The sequence below is a fragment of the Pistricoccus aurantiacus genome, from assembly GCF_007954585.1.
Taxonomy (GTDB): domain Bacteria; phylum Pseudomonadota; class Gammaproteobacteria; order Pseudomonadales; family Halomonadaceae; genus Pistricoccus; species Pistricoccus aurantiacus.
On the sequence record NZ_CP042382.1, the window covers coordinates 1,344,452 to 1,360,690 of the forward strand.

General features: G+C 60.8%; 15 protein-coding genes. 13 read left to right on the forward strand and 2 right to left on the reverse strand.

Translation table 11 applies throughout. The annotated features are described in order from the left end of the window. The first annotated feature begins 11 nt into the window (after window positions 1-11). The 5 genes from FGL86_RS06510 to FGL86_RS06530 all read left to right on the forward strand — a co-directional run bounded on the left by FGL86_RS06510 (window position 12) and on the right by FGL86_RS06530 (window position 4,038). The gene (locus tag FGL86_RS06510) at window positions 12-341 is read left to right on the forward strand and encodes a putative signal transducing protein (RefSeq protein ID WP_147183820.1); all 330 of its coding nucleotides are present in this window, start codon (window positions 12-14) and stop codon (window positions 339-341) included. Beyond that, window positions 338-772, forward strand: a complete 435-nt coding sequence (locus FGL86_RS06515; RefSeq protein ID WP_147183821.1) for an acyl-CoA thioesterase — start codon at window positions 338-340, stop codon at window positions 770-772. The genes FGL86_RS06510 and FGL86_RS06515 overlap by 4 nt, the downstream gene beginning before the upstream one ends. 106 nt (window positions 773-878) lie before the next feature. Then, window positions 879-1,892: a tryptophan--tRNA ligase gene (gene trpS, locus FGL86_RS06520; protein ID WP_147183822.1), complete on the forward strand. Its 1,014-nt coding sequence runs from the start codon at window positions 879-881 to the stop codon at window positions 1,890-1,892. 122 nt (window positions 1,893-2,014) lie between these two features. Then, entirely contained in the window at window positions 2,015-2,257 is a 243-nt protein-coding gene (locus tag FGL86_RS06525; protein ID WP_147183823.1) for a hypothetical protein, read from the forward strand. Window positions 2,258-2,355: 98 nt separating this feature from the next. Next, complete coding sequence (locus tag FGL86_RS06530) at window positions 2,356-4,038, forward strand: NAD-dependent malic enzyme (RefSeq protein ID WP_147183824.1); 1,683 nt, start codon at window positions 2,356-2,358, stop codon at window positions 4,036-4,038. 82 nt (window positions 4,039-4,120) lie between these two features. On the opposite strand, the gene acnA is transcribed toward FGL86_RS06530, so the two are convergent. Continuing rightward, entirely contained in the window at window positions 4,121-6,889 is a 2,769-nt protein-coding gene (acnA, locus tag FGL86_RS06535) for an aconitate hydratase AcnA (protein ID WP_147183825.1), read from the reverse strand. A gap of 245 nt (window positions 6,890-7,134) precedes the next feature. On the opposite strand from acnA, the gene FGL86_RS06540 reads away from it, so the two are divergent. The 8 genes from FGL86_RS06540 to pstB all read left to right on the forward strand — a co-directional run bounded on the left by FGL86_RS06540 (window position 7,135) and on the right by pstB (window position 14,783). After that, window positions 7,135-7,344 carry a zinc ribbon domain-containing protein gene (locus FGL86_RS06540; RefSeq protein ID WP_147183826.1) on the forward strand — a complete coding sequence of 70 codons (210 nt, stop codon included), beginning with the start codon at window positions 7,135-7,137 and terminating at the stop codon, window positions 7,342-7,344. Window positions 7,345-7,505: 161 nt separating this feature from the next. After that, a complete protein-coding gene (locus tag FGL86_RS06545) occupies window positions 7,506-8,108 on the forward strand; it encodes a peroxiredoxin (protein ID WP_147183827.1) in 603 nt (200 codons plus the stop codon). Between the two features lie 103 nt (window positions 8,109-8,211). Then, complete coding sequence (gene trxB, locus FGL86_RS06550) at window positions 8,212-9,165, forward strand: thioredoxin-disulfide reductase (RefSeq protein ID WP_147183828.1); 954 nt, start codon at window positions 8,212-8,214, stop codon at window positions 9,163-9,165. A gap of 125 nt (window positions 9,166-9,290) precedes the next feature. Continuing rightward, a complete protein-coding gene (gene phoU, locus FGL86_RS06555; protein WP_147183829.1) occupies window positions 9,291-10,031 on the forward strand; it encodes a phosphate signaling complex protein PhoU in 741 nt (246 codons plus the stop codon). Window positions 10,032-10,323: 292 nt separating this feature from the next. Continuing rightward, complete coding sequence (locus FGL86_RS06560) at window positions 10,324-11,349, forward strand: PstS family phosphate ABC transporter substrate-binding protein (RefSeq protein ID WP_147183830.1); 1,026 nt, start codon at window positions 10,324-10,326, stop codon at window positions 11,347-11,349. A gap of 108 nt (window positions 11,350-11,457) precedes the next feature. Continuing rightward, entirely contained in the window at window positions 11,458-12,714 is a 1,257-nt protein-coding gene (pstC, locus tag FGL86_RS06565) for a phosphate ABC transporter permease subunit PstC (RefSeq protein WP_147183831.1), read from the forward strand. A 19-nt stretch (window positions 12,715-12,733) separates the two neighbouring features. Continuing rightward, window positions 12,734-13,900: a phosphate ABC transporter permease PstA gene (pstA, locus tag FGL86_RS06570; protein ID WP_147183832.1), complete on the forward strand. Its 1,167-nt coding sequence runs from the start codon at window positions 12,734-12,736 to the stop codon at window positions 13,898-13,900. 25 nt (window positions 13,901-13,925) lie between these two features. Then, the gene (gene pstB, locus FGL86_RS06575) at window positions 13,926-14,783 is read left to right on the forward strand and encodes a phosphate ABC transporter ATP-binding protein PstB (RefSeq protein WP_246131748.1); all 858 of its coding nucleotides are present in this window, start codon (window positions 13,926-13,928) and stop codon (window positions 14,781-14,783) included. Between the two features lie 120 nt (window positions 14,784-14,903). On the opposite strand, the gene phoR is transcribed toward pstB, so the two are convergent. Further along, window positions 14,904-16,229 (reverse strand): phosphate regulon sensor histidine kinase PhoR, encoded by a 1,326-nt coding sequence (gene phoR / locus FGL86_RS06580; protein ID WP_222433803.1) that lies wholly within the window; start codon window positions 16,227-16,229, stop codon window positions 14,904-14,906. Window positions 16,230-16,239: the final 10 nt, after the last annotated feature.

Sequence of the window (16,239 nt, forward strand, 5' to 3'; positions counted from 1 at the left end):
CCGGTCGCGCCATGACGCCGGGTTTCGTGCGGGTGTTCTCCCATTCCAACGCCTTGCTGGTCAGCCATGTATTCAACGTGCTGCAGGCGGCGGGTCTGGCGTCGGAGTTGCGCAACCTGACTCTGAGCGGCGGAGCGGGGGAGTTGCCGATCAACGAGTGCGAGCCGGAAGTGTGGGTGGCGCCGCACAATCTCGAGCGCGCCGGGATATTGGTGCATGAAGCATTGAGCGGCCCCAGTCGGGTCCAGCCGGACTGGCTCTGCCCGGGCTGTGGTGAGCGCCTGGCCGGCGTCTTCGATACCTGCTGGCGATGCGGTATGACCATCGAGGAGCTGCGATGAGCTGGGATCTGCCGGACCCCTGTGTGATTCCGCTTGAAGTGGATGCTAACGCCATCGACGAATATGGCCACGCCAACAACGCGGAATACCTGCGCTGGGTGCAGCAGGCAAGCTGGGCCCACTCCGCTTCCCTGGGCCTCGATCTGGCCCGCTATCGCGTGCTGGATAGGGCCATGGTGGTGCATCGCCACGAGCTCGATTATCTGGCTCCGGCGTTTCTCGGTGACCGGCTGGAAATGGCGACCTGGATCGTCGAGGTGGGGCGCCTGGTGCTTGTTCGTCGCTTTCAACTGCGCCGCCGGACGGACGGCATAACCTTGCTGCGAGCGCGTACTCGCTATGCCTGCATCGCGCTTTCCAGCGGCCGCGCAAGAAGGGTTCCCGAGGAATACCTGATGGCTTATGGGCGCGTGCGAGTCGACGAGGCGTGAATCTCGGGCCACTGCTGCCCCGGTCGCCTTGCCGAGAGCGGCGCGTTACACTGAACACTCTCAATTTAGCTTCTTGCTTTTCACGTCAGCGGATCACCCCACCTTCATGAACAAGACTCGCGTTCTTACCGGAATCACCACCACCGGCACGCCACATCTTGGCAACTATGTCGGCGCCATCAAGCCCGCCATCGAGGCTAGCCAGGATCCCAACGTTCGCTCCTATTATTTCCTCGCGGACCTGCACGCCTTGATCAAGAGTCAGGATCCCCAGCGGATACGGGATTCGCGGCTGGAAATCGCCGCCACCTGGCTGGCCCTGGGGCTGGATACGGATAACGCCGTCTTCTATCGCCAGTCGGATATTCCCGAGATTCCCGAGCTGACCTGGCTTTTGTCCTGTGTCTGCGCAAAAGGGTTGATGAATCGCGCCCATGCCTACAAGGCGGCGGTGGCGGAGAACGAGGCCGCGGGCAACCAAGATCCGGACAGGGGAGTCACCATGGGGCTGTTCGGCTATCCGGTGCTGATGGCCGCGGATATCCTGATGTTCAACGCACACAAGGTGCCGGTGGGTCGCGATCAGGTGCAGCATCTGGAAATGGCGCGAGATATCGCCGGTCGCTTCAATCATCTCTATCGCGGCGAGTACTTTACCGCGCCTCAGGCGGTGGTGGATGAGCATGTCGAGGTGCTCGGTGGCCTGGACGGGCGCAAGATGTCAAAGAGCTACAACAACACCATTCCGCTGTTCGTGTCAGAAAAGAAGCTTCTGAAGCTGATTCGCAAGATCAAGACCAATTCTCTGGAGCCCGGACAGCCCAAGGATCCACAGGGCTGCACGATTTTTCAGATTTACCGCGCTTTTGCCACTCGCGAACAGAGTGAAGCCATGCGCCGACGCTACGTCGAGGGTATCGGCTGGGGCGACGCGAAGAACGAACTGTTCGAATTGCTCAACGCCCAGCTACGCGATCCCCGCGAACGCTATCAGGCCCTGATGGAAGACCCGGCGTACATCGAACGAGTGCTGGCGAAAGGCGCTGAGAAGGCCCGGGCGGAGGCGGCGCCTTTCATGGATCGATTGAGACAGGTCGTGGGGCTGGGACGGTTTGTTTGATCGATTCATTTATTACCTTTTTGAATAGATATGGATTTTTAAATACTTTTTAGTCATGACCAGGGTTCGCTATTCTCTAGGTTAACCAGGCCGCTCGGCCTTTTCTGCCCAGAGGAGCTCCCATGAAAAAGCACTTCGAACTCGAGAAACCTCCCGCTTCGCTTCCTTATCCCCTGGTGGGTGCGATTGCGCTGATGCTCGGCATGCTGGCGTTGGGTAATCATCTCGGTTGGCGCCCGGGCATGGCGATGCTGCTGGGCGCCGCCGTCTTTTTGCTGCTCTACGGTGCGACTGTCGTATTCGCTGGCGTCCGGCGCGGGGCATCGGCCAATGCCGAGAGTGCGATGTGCAAGCCCGACGGCTGATGGCGGCACTGTCTTTTTCATGTGGCGTGCTAAAGTAGGAGGCGAGATGCCGCAGGGCATTGCGGGCCCGCCTTCCTTAGCTATCGCACGAGATGAATATGACCATCGAAGCCAAACGCCCTCTCTATATTCCCTACGCCGGCCCTTCCCTGCTGGAAATGCCGTTGCTTAACAAGGGTAGTGCCTTCAGTCTGGCGGAGCGAAGAGCCTTCAATCTCGACGGGCTCTTGCCGCGCAACGTGGAAACCATCGAAGAGCAGCTGGAGCGCGCCTATCGCCAGTACCGCCAATGTCGTAGCGATCTGGACAAGCACGTTTATCTGCGCGCCATTCAAGACGACAACGAGACGCTGTTCTATCGGCTGCTGGAAGAGCACCTGGAAGAGATGCTGCCGATCATCTATACCCCGACGGTGGGGGAGGCCTGCGAGGAGTTTTCCAATATCTATCGTAATCACCGGGGCCTGTTCGTTTCCTATCCGGATCGGGACAGCATGGACGATATCCTGCGCTGTTCCATCCGGGACAAGGTGAAGGTCATCGTGGTCACGGATGGGGAGCGCATCCTTGGGCTTGGGGATCAGGGCATCGGCGGCATGGGCATCCCTATCGGCAAGCTGTCGCTCTATACTGCCTGTGGCGGCATCAGCCCCGCCTATACCCAGCCGATCATGCTGGATGTGGGGACCAACAACCAGGTGCTGCTTGATGATCCCATGTACATGGGCTGGCGCCACAAGCGGATCAGCCAGGAAGAATACAATGCGTTTCTCGAGGATTTCATCGCTGCGGTGAAGCGTCGCTGGCCCGGCGTATTGCTGCAGTTCGAGGATTTCGCCCAGACCAACGCCATGCCGCTTCTCGAGCGTTATCGAAACAAGCTGTGCTGCTTCAACGACGATATCCAGGGCACCGCCACAGTCTGCGTGGGGACCCTGATGGCCTCCTGCAAGGCGCGCAGTCAGAAGGTGAGCGATCAGCGCATCGTTTTCGTCGGCGCCGGCTCCGCGGGCTGCGGTATCGCCGAGCAGATCATCGTCGCCATGGTGGCGGAGGGCTCGGACGAAAAGGAGGCCAGAAAGCGTATCTACATGGTGGATCGCTATGGCCTCCTGGTCAGTGATATGGGAGGACTGTGGAGTTTTCAGCAGCGACTGGCCCACGACCCGGAGGAGATCCAGCACTGGGAAGATGCCAGCCTGCTCAGCGTGGTCAAGCAGATCAAGCCCACCATCCTGATCGGGGTTTCCGGCCAGCGCGGACTGTTCAACGAGACCGTGATCAAGGCCATGCACGAGGGCTGCGCCGAACCCGTGGTGATGCCGCTTTCCAATCCGACGTCTCGAGTCGAGGCGACCCCGGAGGAGGTGCTTACCTGGACAAACGGTGAGGCGATGGTCGCCACCGGCAGCCCCTTCGATCCGGTCATCCTGCATGGCAAGACCCATGCCATCGCCCAGTGCAACAACGCCTATATCTTTCCGGGCATCGGCCTGGGGGTCGTGGCCTGCGGCGCGCGGCGCGTTACCGACAATATGCTGATGGCCGCCTCCAACGCCTTGGCCAAGCACGCCCCCATCGTCAAGTACGGTGAAGGCGCCTTGCTCCCGGCGCTTAGCGATATTCGCGAGATCAGCAAGCACATTGCCTTCGACGTGGCCAAGCAGGCTCAGGAAGACAATGTGGTGCCGATGAAAAGCGATGATGACGTTCTATGGAAATCCATCGCCCGCAACGTCTGGCAGCCAAGCTATCGGGAATATCGCCGTCGGGCCTACTGATATCGAACTTGAGCTAGAGAATACAAAGGAAAACCCCGCCGTGATGGCGGGGTTCGCGTTTCAGTAGTGATCGAAAGCGCGATCAGTCGAGCATGCTGCGCAGCACATAGTGCAGGATACCGCCGTGACGGTAATACTCGAGTTCGTTGACGGTATCGATACGGCATAGCGCATCGAGTTTCTTCTCGCCCTTGTCGCTCTTGACGGTCACCTTGACCTTGCTGCCGGGCTTGAGCTCGTTGAGGCCCTCGATGGAGATGGTTTCATCGCCAGTCAGGCCGAGGGACTTGCGATCCTCGCCTTCCGGGAACTGCAGCGGCGCCACCCCCATGCCGATCAGGTTGGAGCGGTGGATACGCTCGTAGGACTCCGCCAGTACCGCGCGAACCCCGAGCAGCAGCGTTCCCTTGGCCGCCCAGTCCCGGGAGGAGCCGGTGCCGTATTCCTTGCCCGCCACCACCACCAGCGGCGTATCCTCCTCGGCGTACTTCATCGCCGCGTCGTAGATGGCCATTTCCTCGCCGGAAGGCACGTGACGAGTGAAGCCGCCTTCCACGTCGTCGAGCATCTCGTTTCTGATGCGCACGTTGGCGAAGGTACCGCGCATCATCACCTCATGGTTACCCCGGCGGGAGCCGTAGGAGTTGAAGTCCGCGGGCTTGACGCCTTTATCCTGCAGATAGCGTCCTGCGGGGCTGTCCGGCTTGATGGAGCCCGCCGGTGAGATATGGTCCGTGGTCACTGAGTCGCCGAGCAGCGCCAGGATGTGCGCGTCCTTGACGTCCGCTACCGCTTCCGGCTCCTTGCCCATGCCCTCGAAGAAGGGCGGATGCTGGATATAGGTGGAATCCTTCGACCACTCGTAGACCTTGCTGTCCGGCACCTCGAGGCTCTTCCACTGGTCGTCCCCGTCGAAGACAGCCGCGTATTCCTTGCGGAACATGTCGGTCTTGACCTTCTCCACCGCGTCGGCAATTTCCGACTGAGAAGGCCAGATATCCTTCAGGTAGACCGGCTTGCCGTCCTTGTCCTCCCCCAGGGGTTCGCTGGTCAGATCGAGACGCACGTTGCCCGCCAGGGCGTAGGCCACCACCAGGGGCGGCGAGGCTAGCCAGTTGGTCGGGGAAAGCGGGTGAATGCGGCCTTCGAAGTTGCGGTTGCCGGAAAGCACCGAGGCCACGGTCAGATCGCCGTCGGTGATGGCCTTTTCGATGGCGTCCGCCAGCGGTCCTGAGTTGCCGATGCAGGTAGTGCAGCCGTAGCCCACCAGATTGAAGCCGAGCTCGTTAAGGTCTTCCTGCAGATTGGCCGCCGCCAGGTATTCGGTGACTACCTTGGAACCCGGCGCCAGGGACGTCTTGACCCAGGGCTTGGTCTTGAGCCCTTTCTTCACCGCGTTGCGAGCCAGTAGCCCGGCGGCCATCATCACGCTGGGGTTGGAGGTGTTGGTGCAGGAAGTGATGGCAGCGATCACCACCGCGCCGGGATGCAGCTTGAAATCCTGGCCTTCGTGACTGACGTCCTGGCTGTTGGTGCGTTCGAAATAGCTGTTTCCGACCCCTACCGCAGTCTGTCCTCCTTCAGAGAACAGTCGCCCCTTTTCCTCGGACGATCTTTCCTTTTCACCCACGGGGGTAGGCTCGCCTTTGGAATCTTCTTCAAGCAGCTTTTCGAAGGTGGCTTTCATGTCGGAAAGCGCCACCCGATCCTGGGGACGCTTGGGGCCGGCCAGACTAGCTTCCACGTCGTCCATATCGAGCTCGAGCGTATCGCTGAAGATCGGCTCGTCGCCGGGCTCACGCCACAGACCCTGTTCCTTGCAGTAGGCTTCCACCAAGGCGACCTGATCGTCGTCGCGACCGGTCAGATGCAGATAGCGCAAGGTTTCATCATCCACCGGGAAGAAGCCGCAGGTGGCGCCGTATTCCGGCGACATGTTGGCGATGGTGGCGCGATCCGCCAGCGGCAGATCCTTCAGGCCGTCGCCGTAGAACTCGACGAACTTGCCTACCACGCCCTTGTTGCGCAGCATCTGGGTGACCGTCAGCACCAGGTCCGTGGCGGTGATACCTTCCTTGAGCTTGCCGGTGAGCTTGAAGCCGACCACCTCGGGAATCAGCATCGACACCGGCTGGCCGAGCATGGCGGCTTCCGCCTCGATACCGCCTACGCCCCAGCCGAGAATCCCCAGGCCGTTGATCATGGTGGTGTGGGAGTCGGTGCCGACCAGAGTGTCCGGAAAGGCATAGGTCTTGCCCTCGACCTCCTTGGTCCAGACCGTCTTGCCCAGATATTCCAGGTTGACCTGGTGGCAGATGCCGGTACCCGGCGGCACCACGCGGAAGTTGTCGAAGGCCTGCTGGCCCCAGCGCAGGAATTCGTAACGCTCCTTGTTGCGCTCCATCTCGATGGCGACGTTGTCGCGAAAGGCGCTGGGACTGCCGTACTCATCCACCATCACCGAGTGGTCGATGATCAGATCCACCGGAGAGAGAGGGTTGATGCGGGTAGGGTTCTCGCCGAGTTTTTCCACCGCGTCGCGCATCGCCGCGAGATCCACCACCCCGGGCACGCCGGTGAAATCCTGCATCAGTACCCGGGCCGGTCGATAGCCGATCTCCCGGTCGGAGCGGGCGTCCTTCTGCCAGTCCACCAAGGCCTGCAAGTCCTCTTGGGCGACGCTTTCATCTTCGGCGAAGCGCAGCTGATTCTCCAGCAGCACCTTGAGAGTCTTGGGCAGGCGCTTGATATCGCCCAAGGCATCCGCCGCCTTTGACAGGCTGTAGTAATGATAGGTGGCGCCGCCTACCTCGAGGGACTTCAAGGTATCAGGCGTGGTCTTGTTACTCATGTTCTCCTCCTCATGAAGAGCGAAAGGTCATGCATCCTTTCCCGGTGTTTATATTTTTAACAGCTAATCAATTACATGGTCACTGCCGCCATTACTTTCAAGTCTAGCTCATTCAGCGACTATGCTAAGCACAGAACCCTCGTCGATGGAATCAGACATGGGGTTCGGCAGCACTTGAATTTTTCCGCATCGCCTCCATTGTCGATAGCTACATAGGCGATGCGTCATTCTCGAGGGGACGCGTCATGAATGAGGAAATGCTGAGCTCCGTCGCGGTCAACTGTCCTTATTGCAGTTCCGGTTTCGAACTGCTGGTGGATGTCAGTCAGGGAAGTCACGCCACCTGGGAAGATTGCCCACGTTGCTGCGCGCCGATTCAGGTCGCCGTGGCGGTCAACGAAATGAACGGCGATTTTGAAGGGATCAATATCGGTCGGGATGACGATATCGTTTGAAAACTTCGGTTGAACATAGCCAAACCCTATATGGTTCATTGGAGCAATCAAATTGGTTTGTTGGCTCGCCGCGCTTAGCCTAGACCCACTTACTTGATCAGTTGTATTCGATCCATGAACGGCCGCTTTCAGCGGTCCGGTTTTTTTACCAAGGAGAAATGATGAGCGTATTGGTTGGTCGTCAAGCCCCAAATTTCGAAGCCGCCGCCGTCACCGGTGAGGGCAAGATCGTCGAGAACTTCAAGCTGTCCAACAGCAGCGGCAAGCTGCGGGTGCTGTTCTTCTGGCCCTTGGACTTCACTTTTGTTTGCCCCTCCGAAATCATCGCCCACGACAATCGTCTGCCGCAGTTCAAGGAGCTCGGCGTCGAGGTGATCGGTGTCTCCATCGATTCCCAGTTCACTCACTACGCCTGGCGCAAGACCTCCCCGGACGCCGGCGGCATCGGTGAGGTCGGTTTTCCCATGGTGGCCGACGTCAAGCACGAGATCGCTCAGGCCTACGGTATCGAGCATCCGGAAGCCGGCGTCGCCTTGCGCGCGTCCTTCCTGATCGACGAGGACGGCATCGTGCAGCACCAGACCGTCAATAACCTGCCCCTGGGCCGCAACGTCGACGAGATGCTGCGCATGGTCAAGGCGCTCAAGCACCATCAGGAGCACGGTGAGGTCTGTCCTGCGGGCTGGGATGAAGGCGAGGAAGGCATGCAGGACAACGCTGAAGGCGTCGCCAAGTATCTTGGCAAGCACTTCAACGAGCTGTAAGGCAAGCCGATATACCATTGCCTTGATGAAGCGGCCTGCGGGCCGCTTCTTGCGTTGGTAGAATGCGTTTTCGTTCCCATGAACAGGTTTATAGGAGTTCGCCATGAGCGAGGTGCGCCACGAGCGTATGATCATTCTGGGGTCCGGCCCGGCAGGCTATACCGCCGCGGTCTACGCCGCCCGGGCCAACCTCAAGCCGCTGCTGATCACCGGCATGCAGGCCGGCGGCCAGCTGACTACCACTACGGACGTGGACAACTGGCCAGGGGACGACCAGGGCGTGCAGGGTCCGGAGCTGATGGAGCGCATGAAACGTCACGCGGAGCGCTTCGATACCGAGGTGGTGTTCGATCATGTCAACGAAGTCCAGCTGCTGGAGCGACCCTTCCTGCTCAAGGGCGATAATGGCCACTACAGCTGCGATACCCTGATAATCGCCACCGGCGCCAGCGCCCGCTATCTCGGCCTGTCCTCGGAGCAGAGGTTCATGGGTCAGGGGGTATCCGCCTGCGCCACCTGCGACGGCTTCTTCTATCGCAATCAGGACGTGGTGGTGGTCGGCGGCGGCAATACCGCCGTGGAGGAGGCTCTGTACCTGTCGAATATCGCCTCCAGCGTCACCCTGGTGCACCGCCGGGACAGCCTTAGGGCGGAAAAGATCCTCCAGGACCGGCTGTTCGAGAAGATCGCCCATGACAATATTCGCGTGGAATGGAATCACGGCGTGGAAGAGGTGCTGGGAGACGAGAGCGGCGTGACCGGCGTGCGGCTGCGTTCTACCCAAGATGACAGCATCAAGGAGATCCAGGCGCCGGGACTCTTCATCGCCATCGGCCACACCCCCAACACCCAACTATTCGAGGGTCAGCTCGAGATGCAGGGGGGCTATATCCGCGTCCATTCCGGCCTCGACGGCAACGCCACCGCCACCAGCGTGCCCGGGGTCTTCGCCTGCGGCGACGTCATGGATCACGTCTATCGCCAGGCGATCACCTCCGCCGGCAGCGGCTGCATGGCGGCCCTGGACGCGGAGCGCTATCTGGACGGCCTGGCGTAGTCGACCCGGGTCGTTGCAGCGCTGGCGTCATCAGGCTGTCATACTGGGTCGCCATGATGTCGCGCAACGAAAAAGCTTCCGCAAAAAGCGGTACCCTTGGACACCATCATCGAGAGACATTGCTCATGACCCCGACGACCGCCCCGCATTCCACGCATATATCCCGGCAGTTCAACCATGAGATGGAAGCCATACGTACCCGCCTGCTGGCCATGGGGGGGCTGGTCGAACAACAGGTTGGCAATGCCATCTCCGCGTTGATCGAGAGTGATTACGCCGTGGCCGACGACGTGCGGCTCAATGACCATCGGGTCAACCAGATGCAGATCGACATCGACGAGGAATGCACGCGGATTCTCGCCCGTCGCCAACCGGCGGCCTCGGATCTGCGTCTGGTGCTGGCGGTCACCCGGGCCACCTCGGACCTCGAACGCATCGGCGACGAAGCTCAGAAGATCGCCCGGCATGCCATGCAACTGGTCGAAGAGGGGGCTGCGCCACGCGGCTACGCGGAAGCTCGCCACATCGGCTATCAAGTGCGTCACATGCTGCAGGATGCTTTGAACGCTTTTGCCCGTTTCGATACGCAGCTGGCGCTGGCCGTATTACAGGAAGACCAGGCGGTGGATATGGAGTATCGCAGCGCCACCCGCGCCCTTGTCACCTTCATGATGGAGGACCCGCGAGCGATCTCGCGGGTCCTCAATATCATGTGGGTGCTGCGGGCCCTGGAGCGCATCGGGGATCATTCCAACAACCTGGCCGAGTGCGTGATCTATCTGGTGCGGGGCACCGACGTGCGCCACGCCAGTTTCGAGGCGATCGAAGCCAGCCTGGAGGAGCCCGATAGGCGCGACGCGACCTGAACGCGAGTCCCCCGTTCGGTGACAATCCGGCAAATCGCTCGCTCGTCAGTCGGGCTGCCGGGAAACGGCAGTCGAATCGACTTCCCCCGCCGATTTCTCTACGAATCTCCAGACGCGCCCCCTGGCGGTTGATCAACGCTGGCAAGCAGCGTCTGATCAGCCCCGACCCCATGGTCTCAACGCCCGATCTTTTCTTGCAGCACAAGGCTGTCTTCTGTCATGAACCTGTCATCTTCGCTTGGCATGCTGTGTTTCGCGAAGGTTGAATACCCTCATCGACAGGAGTTAGCGCATGAATCGCATCTTCACGACAACTGCCATCGCCGCCGCCGTCTTCAGCGTCGCTGGCATCGCTCAAGCACGGGATCAGGTGCGTATCGTCGGGTCCAGCACCGTCTATCCGTTCGCCAGCTATGTTGCGGAGGAGTTCGGTGCCACCACGGATTATCCTACCCCGGTAATCGAGTCCACCGGTTCCGGCGGCGGCCTGCGACTGTTCTGCAACGGCGTCGGTGAGGGCACGCCGGACATCACCAACGCCTCGCGGCGCATGAAAACCTCGGAGTTCGAGCGCTGCCAGGAAAACGGCGTTACCGATATCACCGAAGCCAAGATCGGCTATGACGGCATCGCCTTTGCCCAGTCGAGCAGCAACGAGTCACTGAACCTGACCCGCGAGCAGCTGTTCAAGGCACTGGCTGCCAAGGTACCCCAGAATGATGGCAAGAATGGCGAAATAGTCGATAACCCCTACAAGAAATGGAGCGATATCGATTCATCGCTGCCGGACCGCGAGATCATGGTCTATGGGCCGCCTACCACCTCCGGTACCCGCGACGCCTTCGAGGAACTGGTCATGGAAGCCGCCTCGGAAGACATGGACGCCTACGGAGGCGAAGCCTACACCGACATTCGTTCCGATGGTGCCTACGTCGACGCCGGCGAGAACGACAACCTGATCGTTCAGCGCCTCAGCGAGAACACCGAGGCATTCGGTATCTTCGGTTACTCCTTCCTGGAAGCGAATACCGATACCTTGAACGGTGCGTCGATCGATGGCGTGGCACCCGAGCCCGAGGCGATCAGCTCCGGTGAATATCCGGTATCACGTTCGCTGTTCTTCTACCTCAAGAATCAGCATGCCGATGAAGTGCCGGCGATGTACGAGTACGCCAACCTGTTCATGAGCGAGCAGATGATCTCGCCAATGGGCTACCTCCAGGGGTTGGGGTTGATCCCGCTGCCGGAAGAGGAGCGTCAAGCTGAGCGCGACGCGGTGGAGGGTAAGGAAAAGCTTGAGCTTTCAGCGCTGAAGTAGGCGCCTTCGAAGCCTGAGAATGGGTCGATGGCGTTGGCTGTCGGCCCGTGCCGATGATAAGGACCCGTGGATTCGGGGTCATCTCACGAAAGTTTCAAGAGCGTTTTGATGCTGACCAACCAAATTTATCTGCTGTTCTCCGCCGTGCTCATCGCCCTGGGGTTGGCTGCCTTCTTCCTGGCGCGGGCACGCGCCTCACATCTGCGCATGAATGGCACAGCGATGGTGGCGCAACCGGATCAGTATGCCTGGTTTTCGGTATTGAGCACCGCTGGCCCTGCGCTATTGGCGGCTGCCTTGGGCGCCTTCGTTTTGCTGTTGCTCGGGGCGGATATTCCCATACTCTATCTGCTTGGCGCCAGTCTGGCGGTAGCCGTTATCGGCTTGCTCGTCGGCCTGGTGCAGGTGCGTCCGGATTTTCACGCACGTCAGGCCATCGAGCGAGTGATCCATGGGATTCTGGCGGCGGCGGCGCTGGTCTCGATCGTCACTACCCTGGGGATTCTGATCTCGATCGTGTTCGAGGCGGTGCGATTCTTCCAGATGCAGGGCTTCTGGGACTTCATCACCGGTACCACCTGGGCGCCGGGCAACAGCTTCCTGGCCGCCGCCGGGCGTGGCGCCGAAAATGCCAGCGCGGCCCAGTTCGGCTCGGTACCGCTGTTTGCCGGTACCTTTATCATCACGCTGATCGCGATGCTGGTGGCGATCCCGGTCGGGCTTTTGGCAGCCATCTACATGGCCGAGTTCGCCCCGGCCCGAGTGCGGAACCTGGCCAAGCCGGTACTGGAAGTGCTCGCCGGCATCCCCACGGTAGTGTATGGCTTCTTTGCCGCCATTACCGTGGCGCCGATTATCGTCGATGTCGCCGGCTTCTTTGGGCTGGAGGCGTCGTTCAACAACGCCCTGGCCCCGGGGATCGTCATGGGCATCATGATCATTCCGTTCATCTCGTCACTCTCCGATGACGTGATCAATGCGGTGCCGGACAGCATGCGTCAGGGCTCCCTGGCGCTGGGCATGACCAAGGCCGAGACCATTGCCAGTGTCGTGCTGCCCGCCGCCACACCCGGCATCATCTCGGCGTCGTTGCTGGCGGTTTCCCGAGCCCTGGGGGAGACCATGATCGTGGTCATGGCTGCCGGCATGCGGCCCAACCTGACCGCCAATCCATTGGAAGACATGACCACCGTCACCGTGCGTATCGTCGCTGCCCTGACCGGTGACCAGGAGTTCGAGAGCGCCGAGACGCTCTCCGCCTTCGCCCTGGGATTGGTGCTGTTCGTGGTGACACTGGCGCTGAATATGGTCTCGGTGATCATGATTCGTCGCTTCCGTGAAAAATATCGCACCAACGACCTATGATATCGAGGAGCAGGGAGATATGAGTCAATCCTTCGATGAGATCACCGCTCAGCTCAGGAACCGCCACCGCAAGTCGGCCTGGCTCAAGTGGGTGTCGATGGGTGCGTTGGCACTGGCGGCGTCCTTTCTGGTGATGTTCATCGCCGACATGCTGGTCAAGGGCTTGCCGGCCTTCCAGCAGGCGCAGATCCAGGTCGAGGTCAGCTACAGCGAACGGAGCCAGGAGATGCCGCCGGCGGCAGTGAGCGAGGATGTACACCGTCTGGTCAGCCGTGGCTTTCTGCGGACCCTGCCCAGGCGGATGCGTGACAACCCCGACCTGATGGGTGTCACCCGCCTGGAGTGGGTATTGGCGGATAGCGCGGTAGATCAGTATCTCAAGGGCAACCACTCGGCGCTCAAGGAAAGTCAGCGGCCAGTGATCGATGAGTTGGCGAAGCAAGGGCGGGCGGAGTTGAAGTTCAATACCCGCTTCTTCACCTCCGGCGACTCCAAGATGCCGGAGCTGGCCGGGATCGCCGCTGCCGCCATGGGCACGGTCATGACGCTGATCGTGACCATGCTGGTGTGTTTCCCCATCGGCGTCATGACCGCGGTCTATCTCGAGGAGTTTGCCTACGACAACTGGCTGACCCGGACCATCGAGATCAATATCAACAACCTGGCCGCGATACCCTCGATCCTGTTCGGCTTGCTGGGGCTGGCCATCTACATCAACTTCTTCGGCGTACCACGCTCGACACCGCTGGTCGGGGGGCTGACCCTGGCGCTGATGACGCTACCGGTGATCATCATCACCACCCGTACTGCCTTGCGCAGCGTGCCGGATGCCATTCGCCAAGCGGCGTTCGGCGTGGGCTGCTCGCGCTGGCAGGTGGTGCGCGATCATGTCTTGCCGGTATCGCTGCCGGGCATCCTCACCGGCTCGATCATCGGCATGGCCCAGGCCATGGGCGAAACGGCGCCGCTGATCATCATCGGCATGGTGGCCTTCATTCCCGACGTCTCGGTGTCGTTTACCGATGCGGCGACGGTGATGCCCGCCCAGATCTTCACCTGGGCCGGCGAGCCGGATCGCGCCTTCGTCGAGAAGACCGCCGGCGGCATTCTGGTCCTGCTCGCCGTGCTCATCTCGCTCAATGCCACGGCGGTATGGATGCGCAAGAAATTTGAACGCCGCTGGTAAGCCAGCGCTTGAACAGGAAGCTCTTATGCTCAACGAACAGATTGTCAGCGCCGAGGTCGAGCCAGCGCCGCCGGCGCAAGCGTTCTCGCAGGGGAGACCCGTGCATACCAACGAGGACGCGCGCCACGAATTGAGTGTCCGCGTGCGTGATCTCAATCTCTGGTATGGAAACAGCCAGGCACTCAAGAACGTCAATATCGATGTCTATCAGAAGAACGTCACCGCGGTGATCGGCCCCTCCGGCTGTGGCAAGTCGACCTTTCTACGTTGCCTGAATCGCATGAACGATCTGATTCGCAATGTCAGGACAGAAGGGCTGATCGAGATGGACGGGCGGGATGTCAACGAGCCCAGGATGGATGAGGTCGCCCTGCGCCGACGAGTAGGCATGGTATTCCAGAAGCCCAATCCGTTTCCCAAGTCGATCTACGAGAACGTCGCCTACGCGCCGCGCATGCACGATCTGGTGAGCCGCAAGGCGGAACAGGATGAGCTGGTGGAGCAGGCGCTACGCGATGCCGGGCTGTGGAACGAGGTCAAGGACAAGCTTCAGCAACAGGGCACCTCCCTGTCCGGCGGCCAGCAGCAGCGCCTGTGCATTGCCCGGGCGATCGCGGTGCAGCCGGACGTGATCCTGATGGACGAGCCGACCTCGGCGCTGGACCCGATCTCCACGGCGACCATCGAGGACCTGATGGACAGGCTCAAGCAGCAGTTCACCATCGTCACGGTGACCCACAACATGCAGCAGGCGGCGCGGGTGGCCGACTACACGGCCTTCTTCCACCTCGGCGAGCTGATCGAGTACAACGATACGCGGATGATGTTCTCCAACCCGCATACCAAGAAGGCCGAGGACTACATCACCGGGCGCTATGGCTAGCAGGAGGCCTGGGCGTGCCAGGGTTCTGGAGCGCGAGGTGCGCTTTATCTTCGGTGCTCAGGCTCGGCGGCAATGCAGGCCGGGGTGGGCTTAACAGCTTGATGCCTGCCCCGAGGCTCGCTAGCTATTGGCTAGTCGGGACGCCGGGAAATGGCAGATGAATCGACTGCCCTCGCCGACTTCGCTGCGAATCTCCAAACGCCCCTGATGGCGAAGCATGACATGCTTGACGATGGCCAGGCCAAGCCCGGTGCCGCCGGTAGTACTCGATCGGTCCTTGTCGATGCGATAGAAACGCTCTGTCAGGCGCGCCAGGTGCTGTGGTTCGATGCCCTTGCCGCTATCGATCACCTCCAGTCGCGCGCCACCGTTTTCCAACTGCCAGCGAAGCAGGATCTCGGTGCCCGGCGGGGTGTACTTCACCGCATTGACCACCAGATTGGAAATGGCGCTGCGCAACTCTTGCTCCGAACCGAGCAGGAACAGCTGGGCATCGGCTTCGAGGCTAATCGAATGGGATGATCCTGATGGGGAGGCGTCTGAATGAGACTGTTCCGCCGACACCGCCAGGGCATCCTGGCGAATGCTTTCCAGCAGGCGTGCGACGGGAAGGGGCTCACGATCGGATTCGAGGACACTACTCTCGAGCTGTGACAGCATCAGCAGATCCTTGACCAGATGCTCCATGCGCCGGCTTTGCTGATGCATCTGAACAAGCCCGCGCCGCCAGCGGGGCGGCAGGTCCTGACTGCCATCCACGAAGGTTTCCAGATAGCCCGCGAGCACCGTCAGGGGCGTGCGCAACTCATGGGAAACGTTGGCCACGAAATCCTGGCGCATACGCTCCAGGCGCTGTTGACGGCTGACGTCTCGAATCACCATCAGACGCTCGTTCTCGCCGAATCGAGTGATCTGACATTCCAGTTGAACCTTCTCGAGTACCGGGGAAGGCAACAGCAGGGGCGCTTGATACACCCCCGTCTCGAAGTAGGCGACGAAGTGCGGGTCACGCAGCAGGTTGAGGATGGGCTGGCCACGATCCTTGTCCCGATGCAGGCCTAGAAAGCGCTGTGCCGCCGGATTCCACCACTCAAGATCGCCGCGTTCGTCCACCATCACCACCCCGTCCCGCAGGGCCTGACCGGATTCCTCGATGCGCGCTAGCCTCCCCTGGAGACGGTGGATTTCGCTTTGAGCCGTGCGCTGTCGGCGCCACAGGATATCGAAGAGCCGGCCCCAGAGCCCCCCGGCCTCCGGTGGCTCGGCGCCATCATCCCGCTCCAGCCAGCGTACCAGCCGCGCGAGCTGACGCAGTTGCATCAGTAGATACGTCAGCAGGACGAGACACAGCATGCCGAGCCAGGCGTCCAGCCAGAAACCCAGCAGTAGCCCAGCCAGCAGCCAGACGCTCAGATGCCACAGCTCAGGACGTAACAAAGCCAGCACACGCCTTTCC